20 protein-coding genes and 1 riboswitch are annotated in these 17142 nt (G+C 46.0%); of the genes, 1 reads left to right on the forward strand and 19 read right to left on the reverse strand.

Features of this window, described 5'->3' with window-relative positions; all coding sequences use genetic code 11:
• Nucleotides 1–7: 7 nt before the first annotated feature.
• The 15 genes from M662_RS10535 to M662_RS10605 all read right to left on the reverse strand — a co-directional run bounded on the left by M662_RS10535 (nt 8) and on the right by M662_RS10605 (nt 13598).
• A complete protein-coding gene (locus tag M662_RS10535) occupies nt 8–1096 on the reverse strand; it encodes a hypothetical protein (RefSeq protein ID WP_026577336.1) in 1089 nt (362 codons plus the stop codon).
• Nucleotides 1089–1625 carry an RNA polymerase sigma factor SigX gene (gene sigX, locus M662_RS10540; protein WP_026577335.1) on the reverse strand — a complete coding sequence of 179 codons (537 nt, stop codon included), beginning with the start codon at nt 1623–1625 and terminating at the stop codon, nt 1089–1091. Before sigX ends, M662_RS10535 begins: the two co-directional genes overlap by 8 nt.
• A gap of 100 nt (nt 1626–1725) precedes the next feature.
• A complete protein-coding gene (locus tag M662_RS10545; protein WP_008638642.1) occupies nt 1726–2250 on the reverse strand; it encodes an ECF transporter S component in 525 nt (174 codons plus the stop codon).
• A gap of 6 nt (nt 2251–2256) precedes the next feature.
• Entirely contained in the window at nt 2257–2658 is a 402-nt protein-coding gene (locus M662_RS10550; RefSeq protein ID WP_035387988.1) for a DUF4430 domain-containing protein, read from the reverse strand.
• 148 nt (nt 2659–2806) lie between these two features.
• Nucleotides 2807–2983: riboswitch (cobalamin riboswitch) on the reverse strand.
• A gap of 49 nt (nt 2984–3032) precedes the next feature.
• A complete protein-coding gene (locus tag M662_RS10555) occupies nt 3033–4811 on the reverse strand; it encodes an ATP-binding protein (RefSeq protein ID WP_008638644.1) in 1779 nt (592 codons plus the stop codon).
• A complete protein-coding gene (locus M662_RS10560) occupies nt 4811–5527 on the reverse strand; it encodes a response regulator transcription factor (protein ID WP_008638645.1) in 717 nt (238 codons plus the stop codon). The genes M662_RS10555 and M662_RS10560 overlap by 1 nt, the downstream gene beginning before the upstream one ends.
• A 78-nt stretch (nt 5528–5605) precedes the next feature.
• Nucleotides 5606–6793: a c-type cytochrome biogenesis protein CcsB gene (gene ccsB, locus M662_RS10565; RefSeq protein ID WP_026577333.1), complete on the reverse strand. Its 1188-nt coding sequence runs from the start codon at nt 6791–6793 to the stop codon at nt 5606–5608.
• An 18-nt stretch (nt 6794–6811) separates the two neighbouring features.
• Complete coding sequence (resB, locus tag M662_RS10570) at nt 6812–8443, reverse strand: cytochrome c biogenesis protein ResB (RefSeq protein ID WP_026577332.1); 1632 nt, start codon at nt 8441–8443, stop codon at nt 6812–6814.
• Between the two features lie 29 nt (nt 8444–8472).
• Nucleotides 8473–9024: a thiol-disulfide oxidoreductase ResA gene (gene resA, locus M662_RS10575; RefSeq protein ID WP_026577331.1), complete on the reverse strand. Its 552-nt coding sequence runs from the start codon at nt 9022–9024 to the stop codon at nt 8473–8475.
• 53 nt (nt 9025–9077) lie between these two features.
• Complete coding sequence (locus M662_RS10580) at nt 9078–9806, reverse strand: pseudouridine synthase (RefSeq protein ID WP_026577330.1); 729 nt, start codon at nt 9804–9806, stop codon at nt 9078–9080.
• A 143-nt stretch (nt 9807–9949) separates the two neighbouring features.
• Nucleotides 9950–10465, reverse strand: coding sequence for a spore maturation protein (locus M662_RS10585; protein WP_026577329.1), 516 nt, complete (start codon nt 10463–10465; stop codon nt 9950–9952).
• Entirely contained in the window at nt 10462–11052 is a 591-nt protein-coding gene (locus M662_RS10590) for a nucleoside recognition domain-containing protein (protein WP_008640105.1), read from the reverse strand. The genes M662_RS10585 and M662_RS10590 overlap by 4 nt, the downstream gene beginning before the upstream one ends.
• Nucleotides 11040–12188: a D-alanyl-D-alanine carboxypeptidase family protein gene (locus M662_RS10595; protein ID WP_026577328.1), complete on the reverse strand. Its 1149-nt coding sequence runs from the start codon at nt 12186–12188 to the stop codon at nt 11040–11042. The genes M662_RS10590 and M662_RS10595 overlap by 13 nt, the downstream gene beginning before the upstream one ends.
• Nucleotides 12189–12261: 73 nt before the next feature.
• Nucleotides 12262–12849, reverse strand: coding sequence for an SMC-Scp complex subunit ScpB (gene scpB, locus M662_RS10600; RefSeq protein WP_008640108.1), 588 nt, complete (start codon nt 12847–12849; stop codon nt 12262–12264).
• The gene (locus M662_RS10605; protein WP_026577327.1) at nt 12840–13598 is read right to left on the reverse strand and encodes a segregation/condensation protein A; all 759 of its coding nucleotides are present in this window, start codon (nt 13596–13598) and stop codon (nt 12840–12842) included. The genes scpB and M662_RS10605 overlap by 10 nt, the downstream gene beginning before the upstream one ends.
• Nucleotides 13599–13735: 137 nt before the next feature.
• On the opposite strand from M662_RS10605, the gene M662_RS10610 reads away from it, so the two are divergent.
• Nucleotides 13736–14209 (forward strand): DUF309 domain-containing protein, encoded by a 474-nt coding sequence (locus M662_RS10610; protein ID WP_026577326.1) that lies wholly within the window; start codon nt 13736–13738, stop codon nt 14207–14209.
• A 43-nt stretch (nt 14210–14252) separates the two neighbouring features.
• Here M662_RS10610 and M662_RS10615 read toward each other — a convergent pair whose 3' ends face one another.
• From M662_RS10615 to lysA, 4 genes are all read right to left on the reverse strand, one after another.
• Nucleotides 14253–14618, reverse strand: coding sequence for a GNAT family N-acetyltransferase (locus tag M662_RS10615; protein ID WP_008640114.1), 366 nt, complete (start codon nt 14616–14618; stop codon nt 14253–14255).
• Nucleotides 14619–14901: 283 nt separating this feature from the next.
• A complete protein-coding gene (locus M662_RS10620) occupies nt 14902–15348 on the reverse strand; it encodes a site-2 protease family protein (RefSeq protein WP_026577325.1) in 447 nt (148 codons plus the stop codon).
• Nucleotides 15349–15370: 22 nt separating this feature from the next.
• The gene (locus M662_RS10625) at nt 15371–15805 is read right to left on the reverse strand and encodes a peptidylprolyl isomerase (protein ID WP_026577324.1); all 435 of its coding nucleotides are present in this window, start codon (nt 15803–15805) and stop codon (nt 15371–15373) included.
• Between the two features lie 5 nt (nt 15806–15810).
• Nucleotides 15811–17115: a diaminopimelate decarboxylase gene (gene lysA / locus M662_RS10630; protein WP_026577323.1), complete on the reverse strand. Its 1305-nt coding sequence runs from the start codon at nt 17113–17115 to the stop codon at nt 15811–15813.
• Nucleotides 17116–17142 lie beyond the last annotated feature (27 nt).

The following is a 17142-nucleotide window of genomic DNA, read 5'->3' on the forward strand; positions in this document are numbered from 1 at the left end:
TTGACCATCAATTCGGAGCGAGAAGATTAATAACCTCAGGAGTAGGTATAGGGTGACGAAAATCGTAGGCACCTTTCTCTCGTTCCAGGCCGCTGAACTTCACTTCCCGATAACCGGCTGAAAATGCCGTTGCAAGCAAAGCATCCACCATTTCCCTTCTTTCCCTTTCATCCTTAAAGGCATGGTGGTCTACATCAAGATACAAACGCTCTTTATCTTCCTTAATGACGGACAAACGAACATGATCTGGAATTGGAGACTCAAGCTGTGGAAAAGGAGCATTCTTTCCCATCTCTGTAAGGAGATCCGAAAAGTCTGCATCATCATCTGCTTGTACGGGAGTGAGCAGCGATTTTGTGGAAGCATCATAGTGATAAATAAGAAAATAATACGTTTCTTCTGAAACTACAGGCAGTTTATCGGTCATACCATAATTACCGATGGCAACCTGTTTCCCGTCAGAAGTCTTCACATCAACGGAATCTGAGGCATATCCGGATAATTCCCACCTCACACTTTCCACGACAGACCTAGCCCATGAACTCCCGCTGACTTGATAGTTCTCAGGAAATACCGCTCTCGCTTTCCCATTCTCTTCATCTATCTCGTAATCCACTTCAGGAACGGTACGCGGAGAAAGTCCGAAAGTGTCTGGGTCCACTCTCGTTTCTTCGGAAGCGAGTGTGATTGGAATGACGAACTCTCCATTCCTGTCCGGGAAGGCCTGCACCCTCATCCCGGATTTGCGGGTATCTGCAACCAGTGACAGTGTATGTGTCGGCATATCCAATCCAGCTCTTTCCAAAACGGGTGGTAATGGGACAAATTCCCCTTCCCTCGTGTCTGTTTGCTGTGCCCCTTGTTCAGGAAGGGGCTGCAGGCTTTCCTGAACAAACGGGAGAGAGACTGCAAGGAGAGAGAGAACGGTAAGAATAGATAATAGAGGAACAATCCGGTGCCGCTTCTTCCTCACACCACGATTTATCCTTCTTTCAACAGCGCGGTACACCTCCCCCTGCTCCCTTTTGTCTTCCAAAGAAGGTAACTGAGAAAGCCACTGCTTCACATCCTGGTCTGATATTTTTTTCTTACTCAATGTCTCCTCCTCCTTCCCTCGCTTTTTCTATATGGGTTCTCAAGGCTTTCATACCACGATGCTGCGTCGTTTTCACTTTGCTTTCACTGAAAGAAAGAGCCTCTGCTGTTTCCTGAATGGACATTCCCTGCATATAGCGGAGTATGAGCACACTCCTCTGATTAAAAGAACACTTATCCAAAGCTCTGTACATTTCCTTCACCTCTTCGTTCATTACAGCTACTTCCTCAGGCAGAGGGAGACCATCGCGTAAGCTCTCCTTATTCTTCGTCCAATCAAATGTTTCTATAATACGATCCCTTTTTCTCTTCTGCTTCCGAAAATAGTCGATGGCCACGTGACGGGCAATGGAAAGCAGCCACGTCTTTTCTGAGCTTTGCTTTCGAAAGGAATGATAGGATTTTATGACACGTATGTACACTTCCTGCACGAGATCTTCTGCAACAGCACGGTCCTTGACCATATAGATAAGAAATTGAAATAAATCCCGGTGATGTTGCTTATACAGTTCATCAAAGAACGATTTCAAAACAGTACCCCCTGAATCACCTATGTATATAGTCGTAACAAATAGATAATCGTTACACTACCTATACTAATACGAAAAAAAAAGAAAAAGCTACCCTGTTCTAGGGCAGCTTTCCTGCTGGGTCCAATCTATGGTTTGTTAATGGGTAACGTCTGAACAACCGTCCTAATACAGGAGCCATAACAATCAGAAAAACAGTGTTTGAAACCGCATGATTGATGTCCATAGGAATCCCTGCCAGATAATAGGCCCAGAAGGGCTGTCCTGCGACATGCATCGTGAGAGACAGGACAAAGCCATAGAAGATACCACTCAAAAAACCATATACAGATAACAACCATACCGGAAGCTTAGGAAGAATCTTACCTAAGATACCTGCTCCGACACCGATTAAACCCCAGGCTGTTATCTGCCATACGGTCCACATACCCATGCCGAGGAGGAGGTTGGAAGTCAGTGTCGTTACGAAAGCAACCAGTACACCTCCAACTGGACCCAGCCAAAATCCGGCGATGATAATAATCGCCGTTACAGGCTGAACATTAGGAATATTGGCAAGAGCCATTCGGCCCGCAACAGCTAATGCTGACAGCATGGCAATCAACGTCAGTTTATATGTGTTCATAGTTGGTCATTCCCACGCATGATAATCGAAGGTAACCTGATCTCCATCTTTCAATTCATAATCTTCTGCGCCGACTTGACCTTCTTCTCCATTGACAGTGTACATCCATGCTTTCTTTTCATCGCCTCCAACACCTTCAATGGTGTTGATGAATCCTCCGGACTGTTCCACTTTGAAATTGTCCTCCATCACCTGCATCAGATTCGTACCTTCTTCGGCAGTAATCGATTCAGAAGCAATTTCTTCGGCACCATTATCTTGTGAAAGCTCCACCTCTACGGTAATTTCCTGTTCCTGCTGTTCGGTCGTTTCTGCACTCTTTTCTTCATCTTCCTGCGCGCCGCATCCTGCCAAAACACCGACGGCAAGGAAGGCCGCCATCATCAGGCGATACCATTTCTGTAACATTTTTTTCTCCCCTTCTGTCTTTTTGAGGGTTTTGAGTAGCCACAAATAAGAGCCTGCCCCTGTTGGGACAAGCTCTAAGACGAACCAATAGAAGCGGGACTGGCCGCCATTCACCGATCGGTTGCCTCAAATACTCAATCCTCGAAGTATTGAAACGCGAGATCAGGCAGGTCTACTGACTCGTGCGTCATCCTTCCAAGGCTCCTTCCCGTTATCCACAGTGGATCCACCTTTTCGTCGGCACTCACAGTTGCGAGGACAGTTCCGGTTTCCTTACCGGATTCCCATTTTAAGTCTTTCAGACACCTGAATTCTCATTTTATACAGTTCCTTTTTAAGCGTACACGAAACCGTCACAATTGGCAATAAGGGGATTACCCATGAATGAAAGGGATGCGGAAGGTAAAGGTCGTCCCTTCCCCAAGCCTGCTGTGGACGCTGATCTCCCCGTCGTGCCCCTCGACGATGTTCTTTGCAATGGCGAGACCGAGACCGGTTCCTTTCTTATAATCCTTCGTTTTTCGCTTCCTGGATTTGTCCGCCTTATAGAAGCGTTCAAATACAAATGGCAGGTCTTCTTCAGCAATGCCCATACCGCTGTCGTTTACCGAAGCGACCCAGTCATTCCCGTCTGGAACGACCGTCACATTTACTTCTCCGCCTTCTTCCGTGTGGCGGATGGCATTATCAATCAAGTTCGTGAACACTTGTTCAATACGATCCGGATCAAAGGTAAGCCTGCCGAGTTCAGGAGCAAGATCAAGCGTAAGGTTCACCTGTTTATCACCTGCCAGACCACTGAACTTCCGGATAATCTTCTGCATATACGGTCCCATTTCGATCGTATCATGAGCGAGCTGAATATGCCCCGCTTCCATACGGGCCAAATCCAGCAGCTCGTTGACCAATCTGCCGATCCTGAGGGATTCATCATGAATGATCTGAGCCAGCTCGTTTTTGTCTTCTTTAGTTTCTGCAATATCATCCACAATTGCCTCGCTGTATCCCTGAAGCATAGAAATTGGAGTGCGTAGTTCGTGCGAAACATTGGCTATAAAATCTTTACGAAGCTTATTTAGTCTCCGTTCTTCCGTCATATCACGCAGAACCGCGACGGCGCCACGAACCTTTTCCCTGTCATAGAGAGGGGTCATAATGATCACCCATGAGCGACCTTGTACGGATACTTCCACCATGGATTCATGTTCCTCTGTTATAACACTTTGAAAGAGCTCTTTTAAAGGCTCCGGCAGACGAAGCTCCTCTTCCTTATCCCGGGACGGATCCCGTTCGAAATCAGCGGCTTTCAAATACTGCTGGGCTGGAGGGTTCGTTATGAGCACATCTCCTTGACGATTGATGGTTATGACACCGTCCGCCATGGAACGCAGGATCCCTGAGAGTTGTTCTTTCTCTTGATTCAAAGCATTAATATGAAATTTCAACTCTCTTCCCATCCGATTAAAAGCCATGGCAAGCTCGCCGATTTCATCATGCGTTCGGATCGGGATTTTCGTATGAAACTCTCCCTTAGCGAGTTCCATAGCTCCCTTTCTCATTTTAATAAGTGGAGCTGTTATTCTCGTAGACAGGAAAAAGGCAAAAATTGTAGTTAAAATAATCGCGATCCCTGCTCCAAGAAATATGATTTTCGTCGTTTGCTCCGAGGTCTCTTCTACGGTGTCGAGCGATTGATAGACAAAGACCGCTCCAGAGCTATTCTCAAGAGGTGTTCCAACTACCATCACACCGGAGGCATGCTCCTGCATATCTGCAATCTTTTTGACGTCTTTACCATTTTCCATAACGGCCCGAAGTTCAGGGTCCTTCCGAAACCACGCATCATCAAGCTGCGGCATCGCTTCGGATTCACTTTCAGCGAAAAGACTGTCGCCGGGTCCCCAGACAATGACTGCGCTGCTCGCTGGATCTTTAACTAAAATAGTCGATGAAAGCAGAAGGTCTTCATCAGATTCATAGCGGTCGACAACTTGAGAGATCTTGTCGGCTGTCTGAAGCAGATCGCTTTCCGCTTCGAGTATGTGATAGTTTTGGAAGAACTCAAGCAGCAGAATGGTAAGGATAAAAAGGACGAAGCATACAAGCAGGAGGATGGTGAACCAGAGTTTCCCGACAACACTCCGCCAGAACATCAGTCTCCGCTGACCTCGAACTTATATCCGATTCCCCAAACAGTCACAATCATACCGGCAGCTTCCTGAGAGACTTTACTCAGCTTCTCCCTCAGGCGTTTGACATGGGTATCCACCGTTCTTAAGTCACCAAAAAATTCATACTGCCATACTTCCTTCAACAACTGCTCGCGGTCGAAAACCTTGTCTGGTGACTGCGCCATAAAATGCAACAGCTCGTACTCTTTCGGAGTCAGGGAAACTTCCTCCCCTTCCGCAGTCACCCGGTGGGCATCATTGTCGATAGTCATATGCGGAAACACCAATACATTTCTCGCCTGCGTATCTGTTTCCAGGAATTTGGTCGAGGATGCTCTCCGCAACAATGCCTTCACACGCAAAACTACTTCCCTCGGACTGAACGGCTTGACTATATAATCGTCTGTACCGACCTCGAATCCTTGAACCCGGTTGGCTTCTTCACCTTTTGCGGTAAGCATGATTACTGGAGTAGCTTTTTTCTCTCTTAATTCCCGACATACATCTATCCCGTCTTTTCCGGGCAGCATTAAATCGAGTAAAATGACGTCATAATCATTGTTCAGCGCTTTTTGCAGAGCTTCTTCTCCATCCTCTGCTTCATCGATCTCGTAGTGCTCTCTTTCCAAATACATGCGGATCAACCGACGGATACGCTCTTCATCATCAACGACCAGTATTCTTGCTTCTTGTTCCATGTTACCTACCTCCGACTGTATATTCTAAGTTAGACAAAGGGCAGGCGGGACATTTCGTCCCCCTGCCGGGCTTCTCGTTTACGCATACGAATGTAAACCGGATATAATTAAATTCACAGCAATGAGATTAAACATAATAATACCAAATCCTCCGACAGCAAGCCAAGCGGATTTCATTCCCTGCCATCCCCGTGACAAGCGAAGATGCAGATAGGCTGCATAAAAGAAGAAGGTGATTAAGGCCCACACTTCTTTTGGATCCCAGCCCCAAAAGCGATCCCACGCCTGCTGTGCCCAAATCATGGCGAAAATAAGCGCCCCGAGTGTGAAAACCGGAAATCCAATCGCTACGGCCCGGTAGGAAACTTCGTCCACGACCTCAGGATTCACCTTGTTTAACAAAGGCTGAATACTTGCTGCAATCCGTTTTCTCAGAATGATCCGTGCCGCCCAATACACAACAAGACCTCCGAGAACTGCCCAGATAAACGTATTTAATTTCTTCGCAGCGTCTTCTCCTCGCATCCACTCCGGTACTTCAAAGAGCGGCCCGAAATTGTCACCGGATACTTTTTCTCCACCGGAAGGACCAGCGATCGCCGGCATGTAGTAGACAATTTCCTTCACCTGACCCTCAACCGGGGCTTCAAACGTCGTTTCGTGCCCTATAGCATTGAAGGTAGAGGAAAGGACAATAAAAGCGATGGTGGTTGCGATAATATAAATAACAAATTCCAGCCATGTGGTATGTTTCGATCGCCTTGATTGATCGACCTGCCTTATAAGAAATATTAAACCGGCAACAAAGCTGACGGATAAAATCCCCTGTCCAAGCGAAGCCGTCGTCACATGGATGTATAACCAATGTGACTGAAGGGAAGGAACCAGTGGTGATATCTCCGTGGGAAACATACTGGCGAACGCAATCAGAAGCAGCGCGATCGGCAGTGCGAACAATCCCAGCAGATCCAACCGATAGATGAAATATAAAACAATAAACGCAAAGACGAGCATCATCCCGAAGAAGGTGGTGTACTCGAACAAGTTACTTACCGGTGCATGTCCGCTTACCATCCATCGTGTAATGAAATACCCGACCTGAGTCAGAAAACCGATTACTGCGAGGGTGATACCAATATTCCCCGCTAGTTTACTCCGCCCTTTCTTCTTGTCTCTAATCGTTCCTGCAAAGAAAAAAGTTGCGATCAAATAGATAAAAAAAGCTGCATACAGCAAATTGCCGCTAATCGTCGTCAAGTCCCCCATATCCATCCTCCTGACTATCTATGATTTCATTTCATATTGGTCTTTCGGTGATTCTATGTTGGTTCCGTCGATGGCTTTATCGATCTCCATTCTCAAAGCGTACCAGTTTTTGTTTGTATGTCCGGAAACCCATACCCCGTCTTCACGCGGTTGCAGCCAAATACGGCGGTGGTTCCAATACATACCCTGGATGACACCAATCATGAAGATGGCACCGCCGAGGGCAATGAGCCAAAGCGTGTGGTCTTTCTTTACCGTTAATCCGGTGACGTCCCGAACATCGAAAGCTGTAAGACCAAGTTTATACTGATTGTCCCCTCCGGCGTCAATGTTTGCACCGATCCCGAGGAAACTCGTCTCCGGTTCCGCCTCGCCGGGAGGATAAACATGAAAGACAAAAGCAGGGTTTCGTGGATATTTAGAGGCGGACACCGGCTCCCCGTTCTCCATCTCATAATCCGGGAAGTAGTTGGCAATCTCCACACGATAGTCTCCAACTTTGTATTCCGAAGCAGGTGCTGTCAAATCCACAGTGAACTCCCCGTAATTGGTTTCGTCATCGTCTTTATCATGAATCTTAAAGCTCATCTCTTTAAACTCATCCAGTTGATAACTTGCCTGATAAAGCGCATAATCATCGAATTTCAGCGGATTGTTCATCGTAGCGGCGCCTTCTTTCAACTCTTTCAGCTCCGGTTCCGCACCGGTAACACCCTGATTCGTCCGCTCATAGATGACAGCATCTGTACGGAAGGTCTTTGGAATGGCACCTTCCTGATTCTCCAGCGCTTCTTTAAACCTGGCATCTTCCGGATTATCTTTATCATAAGTTTCCAAGGTAAACGCTTCATTTTTAATGTAAAACTGACCATCCGTCCCGTTGATCAGTGCCGTTTCCCCTTCCCGTACCCATATGAAATCATCGACATACAAAGCAGGTACGAAGCGTAAAAGCGCTCCCAGCAAGAAAACGATTAAGCCGATATGGTTGACATAAGGTCCCCATCTGGCAAAGCGGTTTTTTTCAGCGAGCAGATGACCGTTTTCCTCCGTAACCTTATACCGGCGTTTCTTTAAATTCTGCTTGAATAATTCCGTGTCGATATCATCCCGAACCGTCTCTCCGAAAATACGCTGTTTCTTCATGAATAGTTCATGACGTTTCGGTTTCTGTCTCTTCAAGGTTTTATACAATGGGAAGAAGCGGTCGATACTCGCGATAATGATCGATATGCCGATCATGGCAATCAGAAGCATGTACCACCAGGACGAAAATAAATCGTGGAATCCCAGCTGGTAATAAATCTGACCGAACATTCCATATTGGTCACGGTAGTGTGTACTTGGATCTACGTTTTGCGGTATGTACATTTCTTGAGGGAGTATCGTGCCAACGGCAGATGCAATAACAGTAAGGAAGATCAGCCAGACTCCGACTTTTACAGAAGAAAAGAAATTCCAAATCTTATCAATGATCGTCCTGTTGTAGGTCTTCGAACGACGGGCGCTCCCGTCATACCTCATGTTGAGCAGCTCTTTCTGATCATTGCCATCAATATGTTGATTCTTCTCGACAGGTTTTCCGCAGGACTCACATAACACAGTCCCTTCCGGATTCACATGCCCACACTCACAGGTAATTTCGTTCATTAACAAAACCTCACAATATCGTGTAAAATCTACTCCTCCGGCGTAATCCTCTTCAGGTAACCTTCCAATTTATCCAACGTCAATGGACCAATTACCTGTTCTTCAATATCCCCGTCTGGTGTGATGAATAAAGTGGAAGGAAGGGGGTTTATATTATACAATTCCATAACCTGCCCATCCTTATCTCTAAGAATCGGGAAAGTAAGATTATATTGGTTGATAAACTTATCTACTACGAGATCGGTGGAATCGAGATTGATCGCCAATATCTCCACACCTTTTTCCTTATATTCCGGATACAGTTCCTGCATATAAGGCATTTCCTCTTTACAAGGACCACAAAAGGTAGCCCAGAAGTTTATCATAACGCCTTTACCTTCCAGTTCGCTTAACCGGACGGTTTCCTCTGTTCCAAATTTTTTCAATTGAAAATCAGGCGCCTCTTCCCCCTTGGCGATAACTTCCTTATCTTCCTTCCCATTTGCAAAGATGGCAAAGACGACAAGACCAGCCATGACCAACAGCATAAACGAACGAAAGAGTAAGCGCTTTTTTTTCTTGGCCAATGTCTTTTCCTTCACTTTATCCACCCCCAGATTATTATACCATTGAATGGAAATTTTAAATTTGAACGTTATTCAACATTTTTTTCCGCCAGCTGTCTCAGCTGTTTCACTTCATGAGGCTTCAGCGGCCGGTAATCCCCTGCATTCATTCCACGCAAGTCGAGCGAGCCGTATCTTTCTCTCTTCAACTTGTCCACAGGAAAACCAATGGCTTCGAACATCCGGCGCACTTGGCGGTTCTTCCCTTCGTGAAGGATGATTTGGACAATTGCCGTGTTCTTTCTGGAGTCCGTGGATTGAACTTTGGCGTGTACGGCCTTCAAGTAATCGCCGTCTACCTTCATTCCTCTTTTCAACTGCTGGAGCTGTTCTCTTGTCGGAACGCCCTTCGTCTTTGCGATATACACTTTGTCCACTTCATGTTTCGGGTGCATAAGCAAATTTGCAAAATCACCATCGTTCGTAAGTAGAATCAATCCGGATGTATCATAGTCCAGGCGGCCGATAGGAAAAATACGTTCCGTCACTTCCGGCAGGTAATCCGTTACGACCTTTCTCCCTTTATCGTCACTTACACTGGAGATGACACCCCTCGGTTTATATAGGAGATAATAAACAGGCTCTTCTTTGTCAATCGGTACACCGTTCACCTCGACATCATCATTCCTGCTTACCTTTGTGCCGAGTTCTGTCACCACTTCACCATTGACCGTTACTTTTCCATCGGCGATCAATTTCTCAGCTTTCCTTCTTGATGCAATCCCTGCGTGAGCGATCACTTTCTGTAGTCGTTCCATTTCTGCCATACGACCGTCACCAACTTTCTTATACTCGTTTTTCTTTAAAATCCATAGCACGAAGCCACGCTTTTCTAAAGCGAGGCTCGATGATTCCTCTTCATTATACACATTATTGGTATATTTGAACAAAAAAAATCATCCTATCCTTGAAATAGAATGATTACGATAACAATGGAAGCCGCAATACCTACAAGATCTGCCAGAAGACCGACTTTCAAAGCGTCCCCCATCTTCCTGATTCCTACAGCTCCGAAGTAGACGGTAAGGATATAAAGAGTCGTATCCGTACTTCCCTGCATGACAGAAGCAAGGTAGCCGATAAAGGAATCCGGACCGTGCGTCCGAATCAACTCTGTCGTCATGCTTAAGGCAGCGGTTCCGGATATCGGACGGATCAAAGCTAATGGTAATATTTCCTCCGGGGCTCCGATTGCGGAAAGGAGCGGTTCAAACAGGCTGCCGATCGCCCCCATTGCCCCTGATGCCTGGAAAATGGCTATGGAAACCATCATTCCCAACAAAAACGGAAGGAGGGAAATGGCAATGTGAATCCCTTCCTTACTGCCTTCTACAAATACTTCGTAGGATGGAACTTTCTTTATCGTTGCTGTCACCAATACAATAAGAATGATTGCCGGAATCAGCCAGATACTCATAATCGGACCGATCTCTTCCTACGGTAATGGAAATACCGATCGATGACTAAAGCGGCGCAGGTGGATACAAGCGTCGCTAATATTGTAGCTCCTATAATGGCAGTTGGATCAACGGAACCGTATTTCATCCGAATCGCGATCACTGTCGTCGGTACAAGTGTCAAAGAGGACGTGTTGATGGCAAGGAAAGTGATCATCGATCTGCTGGCTTCATCGGAACCGGATAGTTCCTTCAATTCTTTCATCGCTTTCAGCCCCATCGGTGTTGCAGCATTACCCAGTCCGAACATGTTCGCTGTCATATTCGAGAGGATGTATCCGAATGCGGGATGACCGTCCGGAATGTCAGGAAATAACCGTCGTACTATCGGTCGGAACAGCTTCGAGAGCCCTGCCAACAGCCCGGCTGTCTCCGCTATCTTCATCAATCCAAGCCAAAAGACCAGCACACCGGTAAGGCTGAGCGTAATCATCACTGCTTCATCAAGCGTTGCGAAAATTGCCTGATTCACCTGATCCATCGTACCAGCAAAAGCAGCATAGATGATACCTGTAACGGCAAGCATGGCCCAGATTACGTTGACCATGGCGCCACCCCCATCATACGGTCCATGAAACCTTTCAGCTCCTTGAAAAAGCCCTCCTTTGGCTTTTCCTTGTAAACAGGAATGTCTGCTACTGGTTCGTTTCCTACTTTAAATGTTGTCACACCTGCCATATTAGACGATGCATCCTCATTCTGATATCGGTAAAAGACAGCTTTCACGTCTTCTTTTTCATTCAACGTCAGAGGAACAACAAGATCACGGGGTATGTAAAAAGATGTCCCGCCAACTTCAACCGTCCCTTCTTTCTGAAGAGTGACAGATTCAAAGTTTTCAAATCCCCATTCATACATCCGTTCATGATCATTCCAGTCATCCGAGGCTTGAAGGGTGACAGCGATCAGCTGCATGCCGTCCTTTTCGGCACTGGAAACCAACGTCCGACCCGCCTTTTTTGTATATCCGGTCTTCCCTCCGTTTGTCGGGTCATAATACTGGGTTAACAACTTATTTTTATTCATCCACGCATAATCTCTGTTCTTCGACCGATACATCTCACTACCTGTCACCTCTTTGAACGTTTCATTCTTCATGGCGTAAGACATTAAAAGAGCAAGATCATAGGCGGTGGAATAATGCGTCTCCCCATCCAATCCATGGGGGTTCTCGAAGTGACTGTCATTCATACCCAACCACAGCGCCTTTTCGTTCATCATTTGCACAAAACCCTCAACACTGCCACCAACGTGTTCCGCAATAGCAACGGCAGAATCATTCCCCGAACGGAGCATAAGACCGTAAATAAGGTCCTTCAACGGGATTTTCTCTTTCTCTGTTAGATAGATGGAAGATCCTTCGGTATAAACAGCTCTTTTACTTACCGTAACTTTTTCTTCGATGTCTGCCGCTTCAATAGCAATAATCGCTGTTAAAATTTTTGTCGTACTTGCAATCAACGTCGGGTCGTATGCATTTTTTTCATAAAGGACACGTCCAGAATCAGCATCCATCAACACCGCACGCTCTGCGGATACGGAAATGTTCGCTTCTGCATGAACACTGCCTGCCTGATTCATGGATACTATTAAAAAAAGGATAATGAAGAACCATAAGCACCTCTTCAAAAAAAGTTCCTCCCATTCAACGTCGTTTGCTTCACCATATGCGAAAAAGTACAAGCATATTCTTCTATGCAGTAGTAAGAGAGAAGGAAAACCATAAAAAAAGACCACCCAAAATGGTGGTCGGTAATTAATCATCAAAGGGGTTCTCCGGAAATTCATCAAAAAAGAGGTCTCCGCTGCCTGCGGCTTCTCCGGGTTGCTTCAATTCAGCTAAAGGCGGAAGCTGTTCCATGGACGTCAATCCGAAATAAATCAGGAAATCCTTGGTTGTTCCAAAAAGGACAGGACGACCGATCGCATCTTTACGCCCCTTCTCCTCAATAAGGCCTCTATTGACGAGCGTTTGAATAGCCCTATCACTTTTCACACCGCGCAGGTCATCAATTTCGATTCTTGTAATCGGCTGCTCGTATGCGATGATAGCCAGGGTTTCCAGCGCAGCTTGGGAAAGCCTTGTTGAGCCTGGTGTATCCAACAGTTTCTTATAATAGGAGGCATGCTCCGGCTTGGTTGTCAAGTGCAAAGTCCCTTGGGAATCCATAATGGTAAGGCCCCTGTGTTTTCCATTATAATCTTTTTTCATTTCTTCCAATATCCCGTTGACCGTCTTCGTGTCCACTTCCAGCAGTACGGACAGTTTTTTCTTTGTCACACCTTCGTCTCCTGCTGCGAACAAAAGACCTTCGATAATTGCTTTTGTTTCTTCTAACTCCATGGTGCATCCTCCATCTTAAACACAATCAGTTCTTCGAAATGTTGTTGCTGAACACAAACAATATCATTATTTTTCATCAATTCAAGAAGCGCGATAAAGGTAACGACAATGTGCGGTCTGGTTCTCCTCTCGAACAATTGGTCAAAAGGGGTTCCTCCAGAATGCGTTTCGATCTTCGTCAGAATCTCATCCATCCGCATCTGAATGGGGATTTCATCCCGCCTCACTTTTGCTTCCTGGGATGACGGTTGTTTACTCCTGTTCAAAAGACGCCCCATCGCCTGGATCATATCATAAATGGAAGCTTCCCCAGGCTTCACCGTTTCTACTTTCTCTTCCGAAAGATCCTCTGTACGGAGCGGAGGACGTGTATAAATACGGTTTGCATCCAATTCTTTGTCTTTCAGATCTTCAGCTGCCTGCTTATATTTTCGATATTCTATTAAACGTCTCATAAGATCCTCACGCGGATCTTCTTCCATCTCACTCTCTTCGAAATCATCGACAACAGCGGTGTTAGGCAGCAGCATTTGACTTTTAATCGCGAGAAGGGTGGCTGCCATCACCAAGTATTCACTCGCAAGATCAAGCTCCAACACCTGCATCGTGTGAATATAATGCATATACTGGTCTGTGATCTGCGACACTGGTATGTCATAAATATCAATTTCATAGCGGTTGATCAAATGCAGAAGGAGATCCAGTGGACCTTCGAATCCTTCCACTTTTACTTGATAGCTTTTCATCATAGCATTCTTCCTTCACGTTTGTACTTCTTTCCTATCGTATCAAAAAAACCTCCGAATCAACAGACGGAGACAGGGGGATAGTTGCATAACAGATCTCTGTTTCTATACAATGGAATGGAGAATCGGAGGTTTCCACTATGTATCCAACACCTTATGTAAAATTTCTTGCTCATTTTCACGGTACCCGTGACTACTTCGAATGCCACGAAGTACTGGAAGAATATTGGAAAGAGGTCGACCCGAAAAACCGCTCTTCTATATGGGTCCTCTTCATACAGACAGCTGTTTGTATGTATCATTATCGAAGAGACAATAAGAAAGGTGCAGACACCTTAATTAAAAGATGTATTCTTCGAGCAGAATCCGGCCTTTCAGAGATAGAAGAATTAGGCGTGGATGCAGAATCCTACCTGGAGCATCTAAACAGAATCAAATCGGATCTGCAGGAAGATCTGCCCTATCACAGCTGGAATATTCCATTGACGGATCTCTACTTAAGACAGGAAGTGCAGCAGATGTGCCTGGATTGGGGCGTCGCGTACGGATCGCCCAGTGACTTGGATAATGCCCAACTCGTCTATAAACATAAGCTCCGCAACAAACAAGCCTAAGGAATCCAAACGGAAAGGAGGTGCCGTCAGCGGACACCTCCTTTCAAATTTGGGAAGAAGCACTCTCTTCGTCACATTTATCTACAAAAGATTCCGTAGAAGCATCTGCACAAACACGCACCTGCTCTCCGTAATGTGCACGAACGCGCCGGATCATCTGCTTTCCAATACCCATATTTCGATGGGAAGGGTTGACAGATACGTGCTGTATGACAGCCTCATCGTTCTCCAGACGTACGCCGACAGCACCGAGAATGTCCTCTTCTTTCCACAAGAACAAATTCCAATCAGGATTAGAATCGTACTCTTTAATGATTTCCTGAAGAGTTTTCACATCGGATACTTCCGGCATGAAAGAAAGTAAACCCATGGCAATCTTTTCAAATGATTTTTTATATCGAATTAGCATATTAACCCCTCAATTATGAAAATAACTTCCAATTTTGCCGTAGAGGCACAAAAGGTCCTGGAACTACCGTACTTTATAACGGCTGAAATCCGTGTGTTACTTTCAAGCGATAGCCTAACTTTGCCCCCTGAATGATGGCGCCCCAGAAACAGGTGATTACCAGCATCCCTGACCAAAGAAGACAGATAACATAACAAATGCCCTTTATCCCGGTCCATTTTAAGAAGCAGGAAGCTTACAAGCTCATACTCTTGTAATAGGATATAGGATTCTCCATCGATATTCAACCCCCATGCCTGCGGAAGCTGGACCACACATGGCAGCCGTCTGATTTTCTGCCATTTACGGTAAAGGGGATCATATTCGCAACAGCAAGATAAAGGTTGAACCAGAACAGTAAGGACCAGAAAATATGTATACCAAGGAGCGGCCAGACGAGGCCGGCCGCCCCTATGTTGAAGAGAGGTCCACCGAAACTGATCCATCCCTGTTCCTGCCTTGTGAAGGAGGGTTCCCTTTCATTTATAGAGAATGCTCCTTGAAAAAAGAACAGACAAATGACCAGACGAAATTTCCTGCTGCGGACATCTATAATCCGATACCCCCGTCCTAATTGCAAGGTACTGCATTCGGAGCGAAAGGCTAAACCAAAAAAGACATGCCCCAATTCATGAATAAACAAACTTAATGGAGCGACAAGGAGAACCAACAGGAATACGGCAGTGATCATCAATTCATATCAGGTTCTGCAATTATTTCTCTTCGACTCTTACCTTCTGCATTACATCTCCGACGCGGACACGGTCGACGATGTCTACACCATCAATCACTTTACCAAAGACTGTATGACGACCGTCCAGGTGAGGCTGCGAGGAATGACAAACGAAGAATTGGCTTCCTCCCGTATCTTTTCCAGCATGGGCCATTGAAAGAGATCCGCGTTCGTGTTTGTGTGGATTACCTTCTGTTTCACATTTGATCGTGTAGCCTGGGCCGCCTGTACCTGTCCCGTTCGGACATCCGCCCTGAATAACGAAGTCAGGAATAACACGGTGGAATGTCAAACCGTCATAAAACTCATCATTTGCAAGTTTTTCGAAGTTCGCTACCGTTCCTGGAGCCGCCTCTTCATATAGGTCAATCACCATTTTTTCTCCATTTTCAAATTGAATTGTTGCTTTTTTCATTTTCTCTACCCCTTTCCATTTTCGTAAGACAAATCAAGCCGTGTCATCTCTTGGTATGTTTCTCTCCGCACGACCAGCTGATGCTTTCCGTCTTCGACAAACACGACAGCCGCCTTTTGAAAGCGGTTGTAATTGTTTGCCATAGCATAACCATACGCTCCTGTGCTGAAAACTGCAAGCCTATCCCCATGCTCAACTTCCGGCAACGCCACATCCCATATTAGCATATCTCCAGACTCACAGCACTTCCCAGCAATTGAATATTCTTTGACAGGGTCTTCTGTCATGCGTTCTGCCAAAGCAGCTTCGTATTTCGCCTGATAGAGAGCAGGACGGATATTGTCCGTCATTCCACCATCTACCGAGACATACGTCCGTACTCCAGGGACTTCTTTAAGAGAGCCGAGCGTATATATAGTCGTCCCTGCTTCTCCAACAATCGCGCGACCAGGTTCGATCCAGATTTCCGGCATAGGATATTGGTACTGCTTCGATAAATGTTTGACTTCCTTGATCAAAGAATGGGCATATTGATCCAAATCCAGCGGACGGTCCTCCTTCGTGTACTGAATCCCAAAGCCTCCGCCTAAATTAAGGACACTCGCTTCGTAACCGTGCTTCTCTCTCCATTCTTCCAATGTTTCAAAAAGCTTCCTTGTTGCCATTTCAAAACCATTCGTTTCAAATATTTGAGAACCGATATGACAATGCAGACCGATGACATGTATCTTCCGGTGATCCTTCAGCTTTTCGAAGGCAAGTTCTGCCTGCCCGCTGCCAAGATCGAAACCGAACTTCGAATCTTCCTGCCCGGTCAATATGTAATCATGCGTATGAGCTTCAATACCCGGCGTCACGCGAAGAAGTACGTCAATTTCCGTATTCTTCTCTGTCAATATCGCATCAAGAAGCTCCATTTCATAGAAATTGTCCACTACGATGCAGCCGATGCCGTAATCAACAGCCATCTCCAACTCCCTTATGCTTTTGTTGTTCCCATGCATATGGATTTTCCCCACAGGGAACCCGGCTTCAAGCGCCGTATGAAGTTCTCCTTCAGAAACGACGTCCAGGCTCAACCCTTCCTGTCCTGCCACCTGCAGCATCGCCACACTGGAAAAAGCTTTGCTTGCATAGGCCACTTGAGCCGGTACATCATACTCACGAAACGTTTCTACAAATGCTCGTGCATTCGATCTGATTTTCCCTACGTCATAAACGTACAGAGGTGTTCCGTATTGATCTGCCAACTCTTTGACCGACACGCCGCCGATCATGAGATGTCCTCTATTATTCACTTCGTGATTCATCGTATCCCGCCTTTATGTCCGATACCG

The organism is Bacillus sp. SB49 (genome assembly GCF_000469135.2).
In the GTDB taxonomy this organism is placed as follows: Bacteria; Bacillota; Bacilli; order Bacillales; family Halobacillaceae; genus Halobacillus.